Below are 19,229 nucleotides of genomic sequence, written 5' to 3' on the forward strand. Positions count from 1 at the left end.
GAGAGGGCTTTTTATTAGATTAGAACCGCCAGTTATAGAACAAGTCAATTGCACGTTCTAAAGACTGACTGGCTTCCAGATATAAACGCTGATTCATTTGATAACGTAAAGTCAGCTTGTTCACTGGGGTAAATACGCCAACCCCATAACGGATATACAAGTCTGGCGTAATATAACCGGTTACAGACACCTGAGTATCATCCCCTGTGCCCTGTGCATCCAGTGCCAGACCACTCAAGCCAAAGCTACGACCAATCTGGTTGGTCAAGGCACGCGTACCACCCAGGCCCAGACTGATCCCTGCGGCTGCAATGGTGTTGTTTACATCAGATCTGAAGCCTTCCGCCTGACTTAAACCTGAAGCCCCCTCATTGATACGACCTGTAATTAAGGCATTCAACGCTTCCTGTTCAGACAGACCAGCATCGTTATACACCTGAATGGCAGGACTTGAAGCTGTACCTGTAACACGCACACCCACCGTGCTGCCTTGAATGGATTTATTGGCATCAATATCTAGGGTTGGATTGGACAATGGACCATTAAAACGTGCAATCGCACGGTTCAGATCCAGACTTTGTCCATAGGCTTCAATTTTCACCCGTTGTGATACCCCGATCGCCCCATTGGCACGCATCGCAGATTCCATACCACGTTGCGTCAGATTGACACGACCTAAGAGTGGTATACGGCTGTCAAAGCCCTGGAAGATCACCTGATTTCCTAACGACACTGCAACATCTGCGCGAATATCCCATGGACGTGCCGCTTTCAGAATGGCGAGCTGGTCATCTCCTTCACGTACAACACGAACATCAGAAGACAAGCCCACGACAGGTTCAGAGGCTTCAGGCATGGAAATCAGTGCACGAGGAACATCGACCTTGCCACTCAAGCTTAATTTTTTATTGAACGGATACATATCCAAGGTCAGGTCAGGCGTAACCACTGCAGTAATCAGCGGTGCCTGACGAATCAACAGATTTTCGCCCTGAAGTTTGAGCTGTACGCGTGGATCACCTTTCCAGTCTACAGAGCCGGTTAATTTACCAGCGCCACGGCCACTGTTAAATGCACCATTAATAGTCGCGGTATTTTGGCGGACTGATGAATAGAGCTGCACATTGGTCAGATTGACTGGCAATGAAATCATGCTGATCGCCCCGTCCTTAACCCGAATTTCACCTTCAAGTAATGGATCGGTTAACGTTCCGCTAATTTTACCTGCATAAGACAAGGTACCATCCAGATTACGCACATCCTGAATGAATGGCTTAAAGACCTTCAGCTGAACCTGGTTAAAGGCAATCTCGCCACGCATTGGTTTATTGTCACGATATGGATCAATAATCACATTGGCATAGCCAGTACCAATATCTGGTGTTTTCACATCCAGACGAATCTGTAGACCGGCAGCCACGCTTTTTGCGACCAGCCCCACTTCATCATATTTTAAGGTCGAGCCTAAATATTCCGGATCATCAGAAGATAAGCCGATCACCCCATTGCGGGTTACCAGACGTGCATCAATTTTCGGTTTAGCACCTTGTGCCCAAGCTGCCTTGGCATAACCATTCACTTTACCGGTTAATGCTATGCCTTCTGGCAGGAAGGCACTAAAGTCAGCCAGATCCAGGTTACGGGTAATAAATGAAGCACTACCTCGAGTTTTATTCACTCGAATTGGCTGATCAAAGCAGAGCTGGCTTTGCTGGCTCATCCAGCAATGAGCGCCAACAAACAGATCCGACTGTGCAGTGTTATAAATCACAGCTGCATTTTGACGCTGCACCAGATGGGTACGCAGTGAGTCGAAATCACCGCGCTGGATCTGGCCTAACCAATTATTTTGTGCATTAAAACCACCTGCCAGCTGAACAAAAAATTTAGACAGCTTGTTTTCAGCCTGAACTTGCAGTACATGCGCGGCGCGCGTTCCAGCTAGTGAAACTTCACCACGTACAATCTGTCTATTGCCACTACGCAACTGATCCATGGTCGCAGTCAATAAGGTCGGTGTGGTTTGTGAAGTCGGCAACTGACCGCGTACCCGAATCTTGTCTACGCTAAATAGGTTCTTGAAGGTAAAATTATCCACTGCCAGATTCGCAGTTGCTTGTAAACGCGGTTGTGCCTGCATATTGATGTAGCCTTGTACCCGGCCTCTTAATCCCGGATAAAGCTCATATAATGCCGGCGCATTCACTTTAAGTTGCAAATTCTGCGCATTACCTGTGGCCTGTAGCTGGTTGCTGGCATAAGATAAGAACAGGTTATTGGCTTCAAACTGCTGCGGTACAAAACCACGCTGCTTGGAGTCAATCAATACAGCCAGATTACCCTTACCGCGTACCGGTTTATTATTCAACATACCGGCCAGATTTAAGCGTTGAATCTGGACACGCTTCACTGCATCTGACCAGACACCTTGGGTTTGCAGATTGCCAGACAATTCACCTTTAAGCTTGGCATTGAAATACTGAGGTTTAAAACGCACCAGAGAGGCATTTACATTCCAGCCAATACCATTTGCCAGATTCACCTGACCATTGGCATTAATTTTTCCAGCGACCCCATCATGACGCAGTTCCTTGATATTCAGCATATCAGGCGTACCCGACAAGCGTAGTTTTAACAATCCTTGACTGGCCTTGATCTGGCTGGCACTTAATGCACCATCATAATTGATCGCATAACTTTTGAATCCGCCGCCTGCTTTTTCATCATGGAACAACAAGGCAATATTACTATTACCTGTCAGGTGAACGGTTTCATTTTGCGCAGCCAGTCGTCCGGTCAGATCTACACCGCTGAGATTAATAATTTGCTGATTCAGGCGTGCATAACCACTGGCTTTTACCCGACCATTCAAGCGGTCAATTGGTGAAGCTGCAGCCAGAGTCTGAGTATTCAGGTTCTGGGCATTTAATACTGCGGACCATCTGAGCTGACGTTTTTCTTCTGGCAGTTCAATTCGTGCATTACCTGTTAGACTGCCGGCCTGTCCATTTCCACTATATTTAAAACTTGGAACATTCAGGATGTTATTTTTCAGGTTCAATTGTGCCTGATACATTCCTGTCGGCAACAGCCCTTCTTCATGCTGAGCAACCTGGGTAGCGACATGAATATTTTGCTGGCCTTCGACCAGTACCAGATCAACATCGCCTGATTCACTTTTTAACCAGCCGATATAAGGCACAGCACGGTCAATATTTTTCCAGGCTACATCCAGTAACATCGGTTGAGCTTTATTGTCATTAACCGGCTTCTGATCCAGCTTGATATTCCAGGTTTCATAGCGGTCAAAATCAACCAGTCCTGTTAGATGCAGGCCATTTTCCAGGTTACCAGTAGAGGCAATATTGCCATCTAGACTCGGTGGCAGAAAGTCCTGCACCACCTGTGGAATTCGCCGATGTTTCGGATCAATCCCATTCATGCGACCTGTCAGATCCCAATCCACCCGATCAGCCCAGCCTACAGTACCCGCCAGGCTTACCGAGCCTTTCATCAGCTGACCATTTAAATCAGTAATATTGAGCTGATTGACCAGATCGGTATACATCACTGCGGTATATTGCCCATTCGGGATATTTTCACCTTCAATATCGGTGCGGACATTCAAATCCAGGCGCTTGGTATTCCCATTAAACTCAGCCACACCATCTTTCGTAAACAGTTTTTGCTCTGTCAGGATTGGCCAGTGATATTGTTTAAACTGGAGTTCACCACGCATAGGTACATTAGGACGCATCGGGTGCAGAACCGCCCAGCCTGTCAGCAAATCTGGAGTGTTGGTCGCGACCCCGGCCTGAATGGTATCCAGTGTACCTCTAGCACGTACTTGAATATCATGAATATTCAGGCTTTCTCTGAGTGAAGGCAGATTTAAAATACCACGTGCATCTAGTGGATACTTGCCTTCAAACTGCATTTTCCCAGTAGCTTCGCGTACTGACAGATAGCCCATATCCATGCGGGAATCTTCGAAATTCAGCTCGGTACCTGACCATAATGCTTCATTCAGTTCGATATTATAAAAATCAACTGCATTAGTCTGGGTTTTAATCACCAAGTGATCGAGAAGTAAATGATCAACCCGCAATACAAACGGTAAACGAATAGCATTGAACTTGAATGGCTCATCACTTGGCGGATTTTTATTAATAATCTGTAAATTCAGTACATCTGCTTCAGTCAGATGAATTTCTTTTTTGATAATTGCTCGCCAACCCAGCTTGACATCAGCACGATCAATTTTGACATCGACCGGTTTCAGGGTAACCAGAACATTTTTCAGGATAATCCCGCGCCACAGATTTCCGCCTTCATATTCGTAATGGATGATTTCCTGGCGCTGCATCACCTGATCAAGCAGGAATTTACTACCTTTATCGGTAGAAAACAGGATCGCCAGTACAGACAGCAGAAAAATAAGAGAAAAAAGGACCGACAATAGAATACTTCTAAAGATACGGCGCTTTTTCGGCACAACTTCAGGTTGTTGCTCTTGTTCTGGCTGTGGTTGGTTTTCGACCATGATCTACCCAAATAACTATTTTTTAATTAATAAATGTTTTATAACTGCGAGCCAATAAAGAAATGCAAACGAATCGGATAATTGTCATCCGACAGTCCGGTCGCCACATCTAAACGAATTGGGCCAATCGGTGAAGCCCAACGAATCCCCAGCCCCGCACCATATTCTGTCGGATTACTAAAATCCTCATTATAGGCATTTCCGGCATCCGCAAATACTGCAGCGCGCCAGCCCTCCCTGAACTGATAATTATACTCCAGTGAAGCCACACCCAAAGCCTGTCCGCCCACTTTAAAGCCTTCAATTTCCGGAGAAAGACTTTTATAGTCGAAACCACGGATACTTTGATCACCGCCACTAAAATAGCGCAGGTTATAAGGTACTTTGGCAAAATCTTCAGTAAAGATATAACCCAGATCCGCACGTCCAACAAACTGGTGATCGGCATTTTCACCCAGTGAATAGATAAAACGCCAGCCTGCATTCACAATCGCCATATCGGCATCAGACAATAGAGCTTCACTGCCCAATTCGACTTTATAGGTTTGCTTAAAGCCCTTGGTCGGGTTCACGCGGCGATCACTATCAGTACGGGAAACTTCATACCCCACCAGTAAAGACTGCTGTTCATCTTCAGTATTAAATCTGAATGCTTCCGGAATCTGGCTAAAATCAACCGAACCATCCTGCGTCAGACGATCCAGACGGTAACGTAGACCGTAGGTTTGTTGCCAATTAGCACGCGGATTTTTAATAATCCGGTCAGCACCAAGTACCGCGGATTCAATTAACAGGCCATCACCTTGGGCCACACCATCACGTTCTTCACGCTCATAACCACCTACGATACTGATATAGTCATTAAGTGGATGGTTGTATGGAATATTATAACGACCATCAATTGACTGACGGATTTGTGACAATTCAAGGTTGGCATCAAATGAGTGACCACGCTTGTTTACGATCGCGCGGCGATATTGTCCACGCAGGCGTGTTCCGGTATCCGTACCATAACCCAGACCGACTTCAGCACTGTTAAGACGGTCTGCATTCAGTGTCACGATCACCGGAATTTTTTTCTCTTCACGAGCCTGAGCCTTTAAACGCTCTTCTTCGTCTTCTTTAGTCTGCTGCTGAACCCGCAAGGTTCTTAAGTTTGGATTCTCTGCATCACGACTACCAGCGAACTGATCTTCATCTACCACATCCTGGGTAACTTCCTGATCGGATGCCGGTGCAGCTTTCTTGGCCACACCTATTTCATCTTCTGAAAACTTCTGTTCTTCTATCAGACTCTGAATATCCGGTGCCAGTTCCAGCTCTCGATCAATAGGATCAGGACGAATCGCATCCACCAGCGTATAGTTAAAATAACGTGAGTTCGTCAGGTTGTTGGCCAGGCTATTTACACGCCAGAAGGTGTAATCAGCACCATCTTCCCAAGTAACCAGACTTTCCAGTACATCACGATTTAGCGGAAATTCTTTTTCAGGATCACTCATCCTGAACTCTACATTACCCAGTTTATAACGCTCACCTGTTTCAAAGCGCAGGTTCACATCGGCTGTATTTTCGGGTTGGGCAATGCGCACATCATGCAAGCGCCAGTACGCATCAAAATAACCATTATTGCTGGCTGCGGTATTAATCCGGTCTTTGGTTTTTTCATAATCCCCATGGTTAAAGATATCACCTTCTTCCTGTTCCGGTAGAAGACTAATAACCTGGAACTGCGGCTGTTCACCACCTGGGCCACTAAACTCAATATTATGGGTATTGATAATGACCGGCTCATTCGGAGTCACATAGACTCTAACCCGACTGTCAGATAATTTTTCAAATCTGAACTGGGCATTGTAATAACCTACAGCTTGGGCAGCCTGATTGGACAGATTACGGAGTTGCGGTAATGCAGATGAAAAATCTTCAAAGGATTCCTGGGTAAAGCTGGAAAGTTTAGCTTTTACATTATTTCTGAGATTCGTATAACCTTCTGACTGGGCTTTACGATTCAATCCGCCATTGCTTTGCGCAGTGCCATTTCCATTCACAATGACCACATCTGCACTGATCCGAGGCAAACTGGCGGTCATAATCTGGCGAGGTGGACGGATTTTATAAAACAGTCGTTTGAAAATATTCGGACGTTTGTCATTTTCAGGCGTTGTTGGTGCAGGCAATTCGGATAAGGTCGCACCCGACTCATTTCTTTGCACGATGATCTGACTATCGGCCTGAATGGACTGCATAAGCTGATCAACATTCACAGGTGCCTGATTGATTTCAACCAGTTCCTGCTGACTCATGTCATTGACTACGGTTTCAGTTTGCGCTGATTGGCGATAGGCTTGCGCTTCGCGTTTCGCTTCTTCTGCGACCTTATAAATCTCATTGGCCATGCTCTGGTCAATCGTTTGCACCGGCAGGCTTTCTAAATCATCAAACTCAATTGGCTGAAATTCACCCAGAGACGTTCCCATATTCTGCTGCTCTTGCAGCATTTGCATACTATCTACGGTCGAAGTTTGAGGTTCTAAGGCTTCTTCAACTTTTTCTGTCGCTTCAGCTTCGGTCGTAGCTACCCCTTGTCGAACGGCTTCCTGGGATAACTCTTCGATCATTTCTGCCTGAGAGAGTGCTACCGGAGTTTCCGTCTGCTCGGTCTGTGCCATGCCCTGATGCGATAACATCATGAAAAATATACTCATACATAGCCTGGCTCGGCCATGATATGGTACGAGAGACCCCATACTACGATTCAGCATCGTTTGTTTAAATTTTCTCTTTGCGGGCATAGCAAACTCTAAACGAATACATTCTTTAATTGATTATTTGACCGAAAAAGATAAGCTAAAGAACTTAAATTATTGGGTTTTGCCTTTACATGGACGAAAGTATCTTACATGATTTTTCTCAATGTTTACGTATATCTCACATTTCTTAATAAATCTTAATGTAGCACGTCTTATATGAACAACAATGAACATTTGTTAGCGAGCCGCCGCTTTTTACCCATGTTCCTGACCCAGTTTTTTGGTGCACTGAATGATAATGTTTTTAAACAGGCATTATTACTGGTGATTACCTATGGCTGGATTCAGCAACAATCAGCCAGTATTAGCACCTTAAATAACCTTGCTGCACTATTGTTCATTTTGCCTTATTTTATTTTCTCTGCGACGGCAGGCCAGATTGCAGATAAATATGAACGTTCCCAGCTGATTCGCTATTTAAAGATTTTTGAAATTGTGATCATGATTCTGGGCACCATTGGCTTCCTGCTCGGTCATTTATGGATTCTTCTGTTTGCCCTGTTTTTAATGGGCACTCAATCCACTTTTTTCGGCCCGATTAAATATGCCATTTTGCCTGAAGTATTAAAACCGGATGAATTGATGTCAGGTAATGCACTATTCCAGTCAGGCACTTCATTAGCAATTTTATTCGGTATGATTCTGGGTGGTGCAGTCATTGCTGCTTCTACAGGCAATCTGATCTGGATCAGCCTGACGGTGTTAAGTATTGCCGTGGTTGGCTATCTCTCCAGTCGTTATATTCTGAAGCAGAGTATTCCAGCACCCGAAATCAATATTGACTGGAACTTTTTCCGGACCAGCTTTCAGACCATTAAATATGCTAAAAGTTTACCGCTGGTTTTTTTAATTCTGCTGGGTAACTCCTGGTACTGGTTTTATGGTGCGACTTATTTGACCCAGATTCCACAGCTTACTTTACAAAACCTGCATGCTTCTGAAAATGTCGCCAGTCTGCTTTTAACTTTTTTCTCTGTCGGAATCGGCTTAGGTTCTTATTTATGCCGTAGATTAGGCGGTACTGAGGTCAATATCAAAATGGTGCCGATTGGCGCCATTGGCCTTGTAGTCTTTGCCTTATATCTAGCCGCAAGTCTTGCCTTTGTACCGGAACGTACCGGTGCGTTACTTGGCCTAGCAGATGTATTCCAGCAAGGCTGGAGCTATTATCATGTGATGTTGGCGGTAACTTTACTGGGCATCAGTGGCGGTTTTTATATCGTGCCGCTGTATGCCATGATGCAAGCGCATTCTCCCCGCTCACATCGTGCACGTGTGGTTGCAGCAAATAACATCCTAAATGCCGTTTTCATGGTATCTTCTGCTATATTCTCGATTATTATTTTAAGCATTTTAGAGTTTGATCTTAAAATACTTTTCTGTATTACTGCAGTGTTGAGTGGTCTATTTACCTTATGGCTGCTCTATAGATTGAAACCGATGATCAAAACCGCAAAAGCCCCTTTGGAGGATTAATTCATGCGTCAATATACAGGTGTCGATAAGCTTATTCATTCTTTTGACCAGGCATTACGCAGTCTTGTTCCAGGAACAACTTCCTCACAACGGGAAAATCCAGCAAAACCGGTTGAAACCCAGCTTACCGTGAGTGATGCCCGTCATGTGGCTGGTTTAATGCGTGTGAATCATAGTGGTGAGGTTTGTGCCCAAGCGCTTTATCATGGACAGGCATTAACAGCGAAATTACCAAATGTACGTCGGGAAATGGAACAGGCAGCAATTGAGGAACAGGATCATCTGGCCTGGTGTGAAGACCGTTTACAAGAACTGGATAGCCATACCAGTTTACTTAATCCGGTCTGGTACGGCCTTTCCTTTGGGATGGGTGCAATTGCCGGCATTGCGGGGGACAAATACAGTCTGGGTTTTGTTGCAGAAACCGAACGCCAAGTGAGTATGCATTTACAGCATCATATTAATCAACTGCCCGCACAAGATGAACGCTCACGTCGCATTCTGGAACAGATGAATGAAGATGAATTGCATCACCGTGATACAGCTTTGGCTGCAGGCGGCGTAGATTTACCCCTTCCAGTCAAGATTGCTATGACCGGTATTTCCAAGTTAATGACTAAAACCAGTTATTATATTTAAGTATCAAATGAAGCCCTTTTTTTGAGGGCTTTTTTTATTCTCATGAATTCTTAAACAAGATGACTCATTGATTTTTTTGAGTGCAGATCAATCAATTTAACCATCTATCCAACAGAATATCGGTTCACATTTTAATCAAACTCTATTCTTTTATTCAGCTGTTATAATCGAACCGGTTTCATCTCGTATTTATTAAAATTCTAGAACGATTGAGACAGGTATAACTATTAAATAGCTATGACCTATTTATCAAAAAAATAATGCTTTGAAGGTGACGTATGGAAACAGGTATTATTCTTGGCATTCTATTCGCAATTATTGTGTTGTTAGTTATTTTTTATAAAAAGAAAAAGTAAATAACAGTTTTTTGGCAAATACAGATCCCCTACTTAGATAAAACTGAAAAATTCATTAGATTAATTTCAGATACAGATTAAATTTTGACTTGTGGATATTGAAGACGGCGATCATATCCAAATGCAGGATGAGACCAGATGTCATGCATCGGGATTTTTACGTCTAGTGCAAGCGGTAATTTTTTGGGATTAAATTCCATCTGGCTTAAATCATTTCCCCATGCAATCAGGTCGACATCCAGGCTGATCTGATGCGATGGTCGCACCCGCCCTGAATCCGTTTCCATTTGCTTTAATAAATCTGTCATATCTTGAACAGAAACTTCACTGTATAGGAGGCAGGCCGCATTCCAGTAATCTGCTCCGATACTCTCCCGACATGGAATGAGGTAAATTGGAGAAAACCGGACTTCCCCCAACTCACTGATCCGTTGCTGGGCAGCCTGAAAATGTTGCTGTGGATGACAATTACTCGCCAGTGCTAGGGCGAATATCGTTGCGGTGGCGTTCAAGACGTATCCCTACAGAATTGGCTTGCGCGATAATGGCAGGCTTACGGATCGTAATCATAATCGATTCTACACTTTCAAAGGTAGCAAAAAGCGCGTCTAGCACCAGTTTTGCTGCATGTTCGATCAATTTTGGCTGAGCTTCCTGAATCACCCGCGCTGAAATCTCGCAGATTTCGGCATAATTCAAAGTATCTTCCAGTTCATCTGACTGTGCCGCTTGTTCTAAGTTGGTACGAATGTTTAGATCCAGCATTAAAGGCTGAATGATTTGACGCTCCCAATTAAAGCAGCCGACTACTGTATCGACCTTTAAGCCTTCAATAATAATTGCGTCCATTTTAAAACTCGGAATTTAATATTTACCAATAATCTCCCTAAATCCCTCTTTAATACAGAGGGACTTTCATCACTTCTATTTATTTTGTAATGAAAGCCTCCCTTTCTTAAAGGGAGGACGGGAGGGATTAAATTAGTGCTTTAACAGCAAATTTGGGTCCATAGTCTGAACCATCTGCAAACGCTGATCTGCATAGATATCTGTATACGGCGCCAGAATTCTCATGAAACGGTCGAAATACAGCATTTGCTTGAACAATAAAGCAAAGTCACGTGGGAAACGAATGCCATGACGTTCACCGACTGCTACCATATCCATCATGATATCGTTGAGATCTGCAGGGCTTGAAGTTAATAGATCCTGAGGATCAGCTAACATCACACCACTAAATAAACGTTCAAGATCAGCCGCAAGCACTTTGGTATCAATCTCAACTGCAGTCATACCCATTTTCAGCATATTCTCTGCCATCAGGGTATAATTGGTATGCTGCAAGGCATCCATAAAGGCCATACACGCTGTCCAGACTTCTGGTTTAAGCTGGCCGACAATACCAAAATCAATAAAGCCCACACGACCATCTTCAAGCAGCATCAGATTACCCGCGTGTAAATCAGCATGGAAACTGTTACACATCATCAGGCTGCCAAACCAGGTGTTCATTGCAGTGATGAGAACCTGTGACGGGTCTTTAGCGACCTTTTTCACCACTTCAAAATCAGTCAGTGGCACGCCATATAAACGTTGCATGGTCAGCACACGACGTGTTGAATATTGATGATAAACCTTAGGAGCAGTTGCTGCTTTATTGTTGGTGATATTCAGATAATTGACGAAATCATCCAGATTTTGTGCTTCCTCGATGAAGTCAACCTCACGCACCATTCGGGTTTTGATTTCTTCGACAATATCTGCCAATGACGCAAATTTTACTTTCGGCACTGCTTTTTCCAGCAGTTTGGTCGCCCAATGCAATACATTTAAATCGGTATATAGAATTGTTTCCACACCCGGCTTTTGTACTTTAATAACTACATCTTCACCAGAAACCAGCTTGGCCGCATGTACCTGTGCAATGGAAGCAGAAGCCAGTGGTGTTTCTTCAATTGAGGCAAAGATTTCATCCAAGTTTCGGCCAGAAAACTCTGATGCTAGCACTTCCTGGATATAGCTGAATGGCAAGGTCGGTGTTTGATCCAGACAGCCCTGAAACTCTTCCACATATTCACGCGGAAACAGCGACGGCGTACTGGCAATAAACTGACCAAGCTTGATATAGGTTGAGCCTAAAGACTCAAATGTTTCACGCATGAGTTTGGCATTACTTGGCTTTTCAGTGGCATATTTAATGCCGGCCTTCGCCGCAACTACTGCGGTTTCACCCATACGGGCAACCGAACGTATTCCATCTAACCAGATATTTTTTTTCATAATGTCTTAGGAAAAATTAATTACATGCAGTGTAGCAAAAAAATTAAATTTTGCAGGCCTATCTTGCCTGACAGACCGGGCAATCTGTATCTTTTTCGAAACTTAAAATGCGCTGTTTGAAACTCAGACCATCCCAGAGTAGAAGTTTCTGTCTAAGTGGCATTTTACCCAGGCCTAAATAAAGCAATGCATGATGAGCTTGCAAACTCGCCATCACATTTGGCGTAGTCGCCAAGACGCCTGAGTCTGCACAACGCAAACTGGTATCAGCCTGATGTTCAGGTGGAAACAGGCAGGCATAGCAAGCTGAATCCCCTTCCATCATGAACAGTTGCCCTTGCAAACCAATCGCAGAAGCACTGATTAAAGGCACATTCAGTTTTACACAGCTTTGATTGATCAGATAACGTGTCTCGAACTGATCACATCCATCCAGCACCAGATCTTGATGTTCAATGATACTTTCTGCATTTTCAGTTGTTAAAGCCTGATTAATATATTCAACCTGAACATTCGGATTAATCTGAGCCAGCCTTTTCGCGAGTATTTCTGCCTTATAAAAGCCTAAATCATTTGGCGTAAATGCCAGTTGTCGTTGTAGATTACTCATCTCGATGGTATCAGGATCAATCAGAGTAATTTTGCCTACACCCGCTCGTGCCAGAAGTTCTGCCAAGGCACAACCAATCCCGCCACACCCCACGATACAGATATTAGAAAATTTCAGCTTTTCCTGTGCTTCAATATCCCAACCATCCAGAAGAATCTGGCGACTATATAAGTGCAATTCAGCATCGGTGAGTTCAAACTCTGGGGATATGGCATCCATAGTCGATATAGACAACGTCGTTCCTTGTTTCGAAGATTTTTAAGAAGCATGTGCCACAAAAAGTGCATTTACCGAAATTTCAATATGCGGATAAATCTCGAGCAAATTAACTTCTCTGCGCATAAACAGCAAATCAATAAATGGCTTGGCAATACTAGCGCTAAATAGCATATCAGTTAAATGCTCCGTATCAAGCTGATAGTGTCCTAATAAATATGTAATAGTCATATTATGAATGCACTTAACTTGATCTATATGCCACTTAATTTATTCACGTATTACATCTTCCTGGAACCTCGTTCTTCTATTCTTTTATCACCCTGTAACTATCTTTCGCTTGTTTAGCACTTCTGTAGCGGCTGCCTGCAATTCGGTAGGAAAATGTATCAGTTCAGTGAGACCCTCTGTATCCATTCCTAAATATGATTAAGCTGCTTAAGGAATAGTAATTATCCTCGCTTTCAAAAATAGTATGGAGCATATAGATGAACGAACAAAATCAGCATAATAATCGTGAAAAATTATGGGAACTAATCAAAGATGTACGTTACACCATGATCAGCCATGTGACCGAAAGTCAGGAAATTCATTCTCAGCCGATGACCATGCTCAATTCTGAGCAAATGAATGAGGATCAGAATTTGTATTTCATCATGCGTGATACTAATGATCTGGTGAAAGCTGCCAATACTGGTCGTACTCAGATCGGCCTGTCTTTCGCTAAACCTTCTGATGGTATTTATGTGTCAATTAGTGCAAATGCACAGATCAGTACTGACCGTATTCTGATTGAAAAATTATGGAATCCATGGGCAGAAAACTGGTTTGAAGGTAAAGATGATCCTAGCGTGCGTGTACTGATTGCTGAAGCTGAAAGTGCAGAATACTGGAATGTCACCGATAACAAAGTAACGCAGCTATTTAAGGCATTAAAAGGTGGTGTGACTGGCGAAGCTGGGGAACCAGATGCTGAGCACAAAAAAGTTGATCTATAAGTAAATAAGAATTCCACCTTCAATTTAGCCTCTTATTAAGAGGCTAAATTTTTGATTTATTTTATTTAAAAGATGAATAGTATTACATTGTAATGACAATTATTTTCTCTGATTAATTCGAACATAAACAAATTAATCGTATAAAAAAGGCCGCAATTGCGACCTTTTCAATATATTTAAATGAATATATTAACTGACCTGTTTAATGCCTTGAATCTTAGCAATTTCCTGTTGTTTAAGCAGATTACGCTGAATTTTACCGCTAGATGTTTTAGGTAAATCACTTACAAACTCAATCTCTTTCGGATAGGCATGTTTAGATAAACGGGAACGTACATAGTTTTGCAATTTCAGCATCAGTTCTTCACTAGCGGCATATTGTGATTTAAGCACTACAAAGGCTTTCACAATTTCGGTACGTTCCGGATCTGGCTTTCCAACCACAGCGGACTCCAACACCTCTTCACACTCCAGCAAGGTACTCTCTACATCAAAAGGTCCAACTCGATAACCCGAAGTCGTAATGACATCATCCGCACGACCAATGAAATCTATTCCACCATGTTCATTCAGTTTTACGGTATCTCCTGTTAAATAGTACTGTCCCACAAAGGCTTTCCGATTATTACCGCCATAGCCTTCAAACCACATCAAAGGTGAGGCTGAGTAGTCCATGGCCAAAGTACCAATACCACCTTTTTCGACTTCCTGATGCTCTTTATTTAAAACTGCAAAACGATGTCCTGGAATGGCAAAGCCAGCAGAACCGATTTTCTTGTGATGCTCCAGCGCATGATGATTGGCAATCACCATCCCAAGTTCAGTCTGTCCATACTGGTCGTAGATATTCACGTCCATTTCATGATTAAACCACTGAATGACTTCAGGCGTTAATGGCTCACCTGCACTACTGACCACACGTAAACACGAGCTAATCTCAGCATCAAATTTTTCCTTAAAGCCATAGAACATCCGGAACGCGGTTGGAGAACCGGTCAGGTTATTTACCCGATATTTTTTAATGACTTCAACAGCATTGTCTACGCTAAAGGCACGTTCATCCAGAATGATGCTATGCCCCAAACTTAATGGACCTGCAATTCCATAATACAGACCATAAGCCCAACCCGGATCTGCCAGATTCCAGAAAGTATCTTCGTCACGTAAATCTACGGCGTGCAGCATATAGCCTTTAAATGCCAGTAAAGCTTTAAGTGGTACAGGCACTGATTTTGCAAGTCCCGTTGTACCCGAAGTAAACATCATCAGGAAAATGTCACTAAAACGCCCCTGAACCGGCTCAAACTCAGTTGGATATTGCTTCAGTTCAGTCCAGAAATCTGCATCCTGATTGATACTTTCAGGCGTTTGATGGACGGTTAAAATATGTGGAATATCTAGATCATTCAGTTTCGCACGCTGTTCCTGATTGGTAATAATGAGTCGGGTATGTGCGGTATTAATACGATGCTCGATTGCCTTGCTTTCAAAAGCGGTAAATAAAGGCTGATAAATCGCACCAATACGCCAGGTGGCTAGAATGGTAATTAATAATTCTGGGGTTCGTGGGAGCAGTCCGGCAATACAGTCTCCTGCTTGTAAACCCAGTGAGGTCATATAATGAGCCAATTGTCCTGAAGCCTCAGCCAATTGTTCAAAAGTCCAATATTGGGTCTTGCCATTTTTACCTTCCCAGATTAACGCGATCCGGTTTTGTCCCAGAAAACGTCCACAGCATTCTGTATAGGCATTGAGTGAATCTGGCGTTCCTGCCAGATGTTGTTGAACCATAGTGTCAAAATCAAATTCACGATACGCTTGTTCTAGTGTCTTCATCACGACAACCTCTATTCCGTTTATAAACAGACTTTATGTCTGTGTCCGTTGTATTTGTTGTTCTGTCTACCGTCTGCGAATTCCATTGCAATGCCGGTTTTATATAACATGCCCTATTGCTAGGACATGTTAGGTGTCACTCTACTGAGTCACTTTTCGCTTTATCAATAATTGACCATGTTTTATAGACCATCACAATTTCCATCTCCCTCAAATGAGCTGCAGGATTTGAACAGTCGGCTATTTCATGACTTTTAAACTTTGCTCACTTCCCGGGCAATGACCAGACGCTGAATATCTGATGCACCTTCATAAATCTGGCTCACTCTGACATCACGGTAAATACGTTCAACCGGGAAATCTGAGACATAGCCATAACCGCCATGAATCTGAATCGCATCCGAGCAGACTCGCTCTGCTATAGTCGAAGCAAACAGTTTAGCCATGGACGCTTCTTTTAAGCATGGTAATCCTGCATCTTTAAGCGTTGCTGCATGTAAGACGAGTTGTCTTGCTGCCTCAATCTGGGTGGCCATATCTGCGAGACGGAATGCTACTGCCTGATGCTGCACCAGCTCTACACCAAAAGATTTACGTTCATTGGCATATTCAACAGCAGCATCCAGTGCAGCTCGTGCCATACCTACAGATTGTGCTGCGATCCCGATCCGGCCAGATTCCAGATTAGACAAGGCAATCTTGTAGCCGTCACCTTCTTGACCTAACAGGTTCTCAGCCGGAATCCGGCATTGATCAAAAATAATGGTCGCGGTATCGGAACAATGCTGCCCCATTTTTTCTTCCAGATTCGAGACGATATATCCTGGACTATCGGTAGGTACCAAGAAACATGAGATTCCTTTCTTGCCCGCAGATTTATCTGTCACTGCAAATACCAGTGCAATCTGGGCATGCTTACCGGTAGTAATAAACTGCTTGGTGCCATTTAATACCCATTCATCGCCATCACGTTCTGCCTTACATTCTAGTGCGCTGGCATCGGAACCGGCTTGAGGTTCCGTCAGGCAGAAACACCCCAACCATTCACCGGTCGCCAGTTTGGTCAGGTATTTCTGCTTTTGTTCCTCGGTACCATAACGCTGGGTAATCCCGCAAGGCAGTGAATTCTGCACACTGACAATGGTCGAGATGGCTCCATCTCCAGCAGCGATTTCCTCAAGAGCCAGTACCAGCGACACATAGTCCAGGCCTGCTCCACCCCATTGTTCAGACACGGTCATACCGAGTGCACCGAGTGCACCGAGTTCTTTCAATTCTTGTGCTGGAAATTGAGCCGTTTTATCCCTTAGACCAGCGGTAGGTTTCAGTTTTTGCTGCGAATAGTTTCGCATCATCTCCTGAATCATTTTCTGTTCGTCATTTAAAAGCACTGCGTATATCCCTTACTTATCTTTTAATTTTCCATATAGAGTGAATAAACCTATCTACTCTGACTTTTGTATTTTGCTTCGTTGGCTCGAACTTATTTTGGAGCCATACGGATGGCGCCATCCAGACGAATCACTTCACCGTTCAGATAGCTATTTTCGAAGATATGACCTACTAACTGGGCAAACTCCTGAGGTTTGGCCAGACGTGGTGGAAATGGAACCATCTGCCCCAGAGCATCCTGTACATTTTGCGGCATGCCTTTCAGCATTGGGGTTTCCATAATGCCGGGTGCAATGGTCATGACACGAATCGCTTCACGCGCCAACTCACGTGCTAGTGGCAGCGTCATCGCAACGACCGCACCTTTAGACGCAGAGTAAGCTGTCTGACCAATCTGACCATCAAAGGCTGCAACTGAAGCCGTATTCACAATCACGCCACGCTCTTCTTCATCGGTTTGCAGCTCATACTTCCCGATTAAAGCCGCCGCAAAACGAAGCATATTGAATGTGCCACTTACATTGATATTCAACACTTTCTGGAACATTGCCAGTTCATGGATTCCATTTTTGCCTAGCACTTTGGCAGAAGGTGCAATACCAGCACAGTTCACCAAGCCATTGAGTTGGCCATACTGGTTTTCAACATGACTAAAGAAAGCTTCAACCGCCTGCTCATCCGTTACATCCAGTTGTACAAATTCAGCCTGCTCACCCAGTTGCTGTTGTAAAACATTGCCCTGCTCCTGGTTCATATCGACCAAAATCACTTTTGCACCCTGGTCCACCAGATGAGTCGCTGTGGCTGCACCCAGACCTGATGCACCACCAGTTACCACAATCACTTTTCCCTGAATTTTCATGTTAATGTCCTGTTCCTATTTTTATGACAAGCTACGACTTAATAGGCAGAGTAAACAGAGATTTTATTCTGTACAATTTCCAAATGTTGCATCTTCACTGATGGATTTGGACAATAAAGAAGGGATATCTGACTGGCTATGCATTTACCAGCCTTGGAATATAGTAAGGGAACCATTTCGATTGATCTGGTTCATGAAGCACTGCTGAATGCCAAAGCACAGCATTATGATATTGCTGAGATTTTAACTAAGGCTGCCATTCCATTAGAGATTCTTCATTCCGCTAAAGCACGGGTGTCAGTGGCGCAGTATGCCGCGCTATGGACTGCACTTGCCGATAGCATGAATGACGAATTTTTTGGCATGGACAGCCATCCAATGCGCCGTGGCAGTTTCAAACTCTTGTCAAAAATGCTGTTACAGACCGATACGCTGGAAAAAGCTCTGCAGCAAATCCTGCAATTTTTTAATCTGATTCTGGATGATCTGCACAGCACACTGATGGTCGAAGAAAACTTTGCCTATATCGTGATCTATGACCAGAACCAGACCAAGCGCATGTTTAGTTATGCAACCTATCTAATGCTGATTCATACCCTGCTATGCTGGTTAAGCGGACAGCGGGTTTTACTTAATCAGATTCAACTGAAATGTGCCGCACCACTCGATGATTTTGATTATAAAGTCCGTTTTTGTGAGCAGATTGAATATCAGGCCAGTGAAAACTATATCCAGTTTGATGCAGCCTATTTGCAGCTCCCAGTAAAACAGGATCAAACCTCCTGGTATCAGTTTATTCAACAGACTCCGCATAACCTGCTAGTTCGCTTTAAAAATCCTTATGCGCTAAGTGCACAGATCCGCAAACAGCTTTTAAAAGTACCTCCGGCTGAATGGCTTGAACTGAATGAGCTTGCTTTGAAAATGAATATGTCTGAAGCCACCATGCAACGGCGTCTTAAAAATGAAGGTGTGACTTATCAACAGCTCAAAAATGAAATTCGTCGTGATACAGCCATTGAACTATTAACCCGTACGGATCAAAGTTTGCAGGACATCAGTGATCAGCTTAACTTCCAGGAAGTCAGTGCTTTTCATCGTGCCTTTAAAAAATGGACAGGGGTTAGTCCAGGTGCCTATAGACAAAATATTACTAGATAATTTATATTTAATAAGACTTAAAAACGATTAAAATTTAGCATATAAAT

At 43.6% G+C, this 19,229-nt stretch carries 14 protein-coding genes; 4 read left to right on the forward strand and 10 right to left on the reverse strand.

All coding sequences use genetic code 11. The features are described from left to right. Positions 1 to 19: 19 nt before the first annotated feature. Both O4M77_RS08195 and O4M77_RS08200 read right to left on the reverse strand, forming a co-directional pair. On the reverse strand, positions 20 to 4,543 hold the full coding sequence (locus tag O4M77_RS08195) for a translocation/assembly module TamB domain-containing protein (RefSeq protein ID WP_323713313.1): 4,524 nt from the start codon (positions 4,541 to 4,543) through the stop codon (positions 20 to 22). 38 nt (positions 4,544 to 4,581) lie between these two features. Beyond that, the gene (locus tag O4M77_RS08200) at positions 4,582 to 7,338 is read right to left on the reverse strand and encodes an autotransporter assembly complex protein TamA (protein WP_180018583.1); all 2,757 of its coding nucleotides are present in this window, start codon (positions 7,336 to 7,338) and stop codon (positions 4,582 to 4,584) included. Between the two features lie 174 nt (positions 7,339 to 7,512). Between O4M77_RS08200 and O4M77_RS08205 the strand changes: the two genes are divergently transcribed. Together O4M77_RS08205 and coq7 are read left to right on the forward strand one after the other, a co-directional pair. Continuing rightward, positions 7,513 to 8,832, forward strand: a complete 1,320-nt coding sequence (locus O4M77_RS08205) for an MFS transporter (RefSeq protein ID WP_180053424.1) — start codon at positions 7,513 to 7,515, stop codon at positions 8,830 to 8,832. 3 nt (positions 8,833 to 8,835) lie between these two features. Beyond that, positions 8,836 to 9,471 (forward strand): 2-polyprenyl-3-methyl-6-methoxy-1,4-benzoquinone monooxygenase, encoded by a 636-nt coding sequence (gene coq7 / locus O4M77_RS08210; protein ID WP_004783823.1) that lies wholly within the window; start codon positions 8,836 to 8,838, stop codon positions 9,469 to 9,471. 433 nt (positions 9,472 to 9,904) lie between these two features. Here coq7 and O4M77_RS08215 read toward each other — a convergent pair whose 3' ends face one another. The 5 genes from O4M77_RS08215 to O4M77_RS08235 all read right to left on the reverse strand — a co-directional run bounded on the left by O4M77_RS08215 (position 9,905) and on the right by O4M77_RS08235 (position 13,164). Next, positions 9,905 to 10,339, reverse strand: coding sequence for a 2-amino-4-hydroxy-6-hydroxymethyldihydropteridine diphosphokinase (locus O4M77_RS08215; RefSeq protein ID WP_323713314.1), 435 nt, complete (start codon positions 10,337 to 10,339; stop codon positions 9,905 to 9,907). Further along, positions 10,296 to 10,676: a dihydroneopterin aldolase gene (gene folB / locus O4M77_RS08220; protein ID WP_004783828.1), complete on the reverse strand. Its 381-nt coding sequence runs from the start codon at positions 10,674 to 10,676 to the stop codon at positions 10,296 to 10,298. The genes O4M77_RS08215 and folB overlap by 44 nt, the downstream gene beginning before the upstream one ends. 132 nt (positions 10,677 to 10,808) lie before the next feature. After that, entirely contained in the window at positions 10,809 to 12,107 is a 1,299-nt protein-coding gene (locus O4M77_RS08225; RefSeq protein ID WP_159123174.1) for an ABC1 kinase family protein, read from the reverse strand. A 58-nt stretch (positions 12,108 to 12,165) separates the two neighbouring features. Continuing rightward, positions 12,166 to 12,936, reverse strand: a complete 771-nt coding sequence (locus tag O4M77_RS08230; protein ID WP_166135057.1) for a HesA/MoeB/ThiF family protein — start codon at positions 12,934 to 12,936, stop codon at positions 12,166 to 12,168. Positions 12,937 to 12,975: 39 nt separating this feature from the next. Beyond that, positions 12,976 to 13,164: a hypothetical protein gene (locus tag O4M77_RS08235; protein ID WP_180013001.1), complete on the reverse strand. Its 189-nt coding sequence runs from the start codon at positions 13,162 to 13,164 to the stop codon at positions 12,976 to 12,978. Positions 13,165 to 13,421: 257 nt separating this feature from the next. Between O4M77_RS08235 and O4M77_RS08240 the strand changes: the two genes are divergently transcribed. Then, positions 13,422 to 13,931, forward strand: a complete 510-nt coding sequence (locus O4M77_RS08240; RefSeq protein ID WP_004783835.1) for a pyridoxamine 5'-phosphate oxidase family protein — start codon at positions 13,422 to 13,424, stop codon at positions 13,929 to 13,931. 189 nt (positions 13,932 to 14,120) lie between these two features. Here the strand turns inward: O4M77_RS08240 and O4M77_RS08245 are convergent, their stop codons facing one another. From O4M77_RS08245 to O4M77_RS08255, 3 genes are all read right to left on the reverse strand, one after another. Next, positions 14,121 to 15,767: an AMP-binding protein gene (locus tag O4M77_RS08245; protein ID WP_323713315.1), complete on the reverse strand. Its 1,647-nt coding sequence runs from the start codon at positions 15,765 to 15,767 to the stop codon at positions 14,121 to 14,123. Positions 15,768 to 16,021: 254 nt separating this feature from the next. Next, a complete protein-coding gene (locus tag O4M77_RS08250) occupies positions 16,022 to 17,158 on the reverse strand; it encodes an acyl-CoA dehydrogenase family protein (RefSeq protein ID WP_323713316.1) in 1,137 nt (378 codons plus the stop codon). A gap of 92 nt (positions 17,159 to 17,250) precedes the next feature. Continuing rightward, entirely contained in the window at positions 17,251 to 18,021 is a 771-nt protein-coding gene (locus tag O4M77_RS08255; RefSeq protein ID WP_323713317.1) for a 3-hydroxyacyl-CoA dehydrogenase, read from the reverse strand. A gap of 138 nt (positions 18,022 to 18,159) precedes the next feature. Here O4M77_RS08255 and O4M77_RS08260 point away from each other — a divergent pair, with 138 nt between their 5' ends. Beyond that, positions 18,160 to 19,182 carry an AraC family transcriptional regulator gene (locus O4M77_RS08260; protein ID WP_323713318.1) on the forward strand — a complete coding sequence of 341 codons (1,023 nt, stop codon included), beginning with the start codon at positions 18,160 to 18,162 and terminating at the stop codon, positions 19,180 to 19,182. The last annotated feature ends 47 nt before the right edge of the window (positions 19,183 to 19,229 follow it).

The sequence above is a fragment of the Acinetobacter sp. YWS30-1 genome (genome assembly GCF_033558715.1).
Taxonomy (GTDB): domain Bacteria; phylum Pseudomonadota; class Gammaproteobacteria; order Pseudomonadales; family Moraxellaceae; genus Acinetobacter.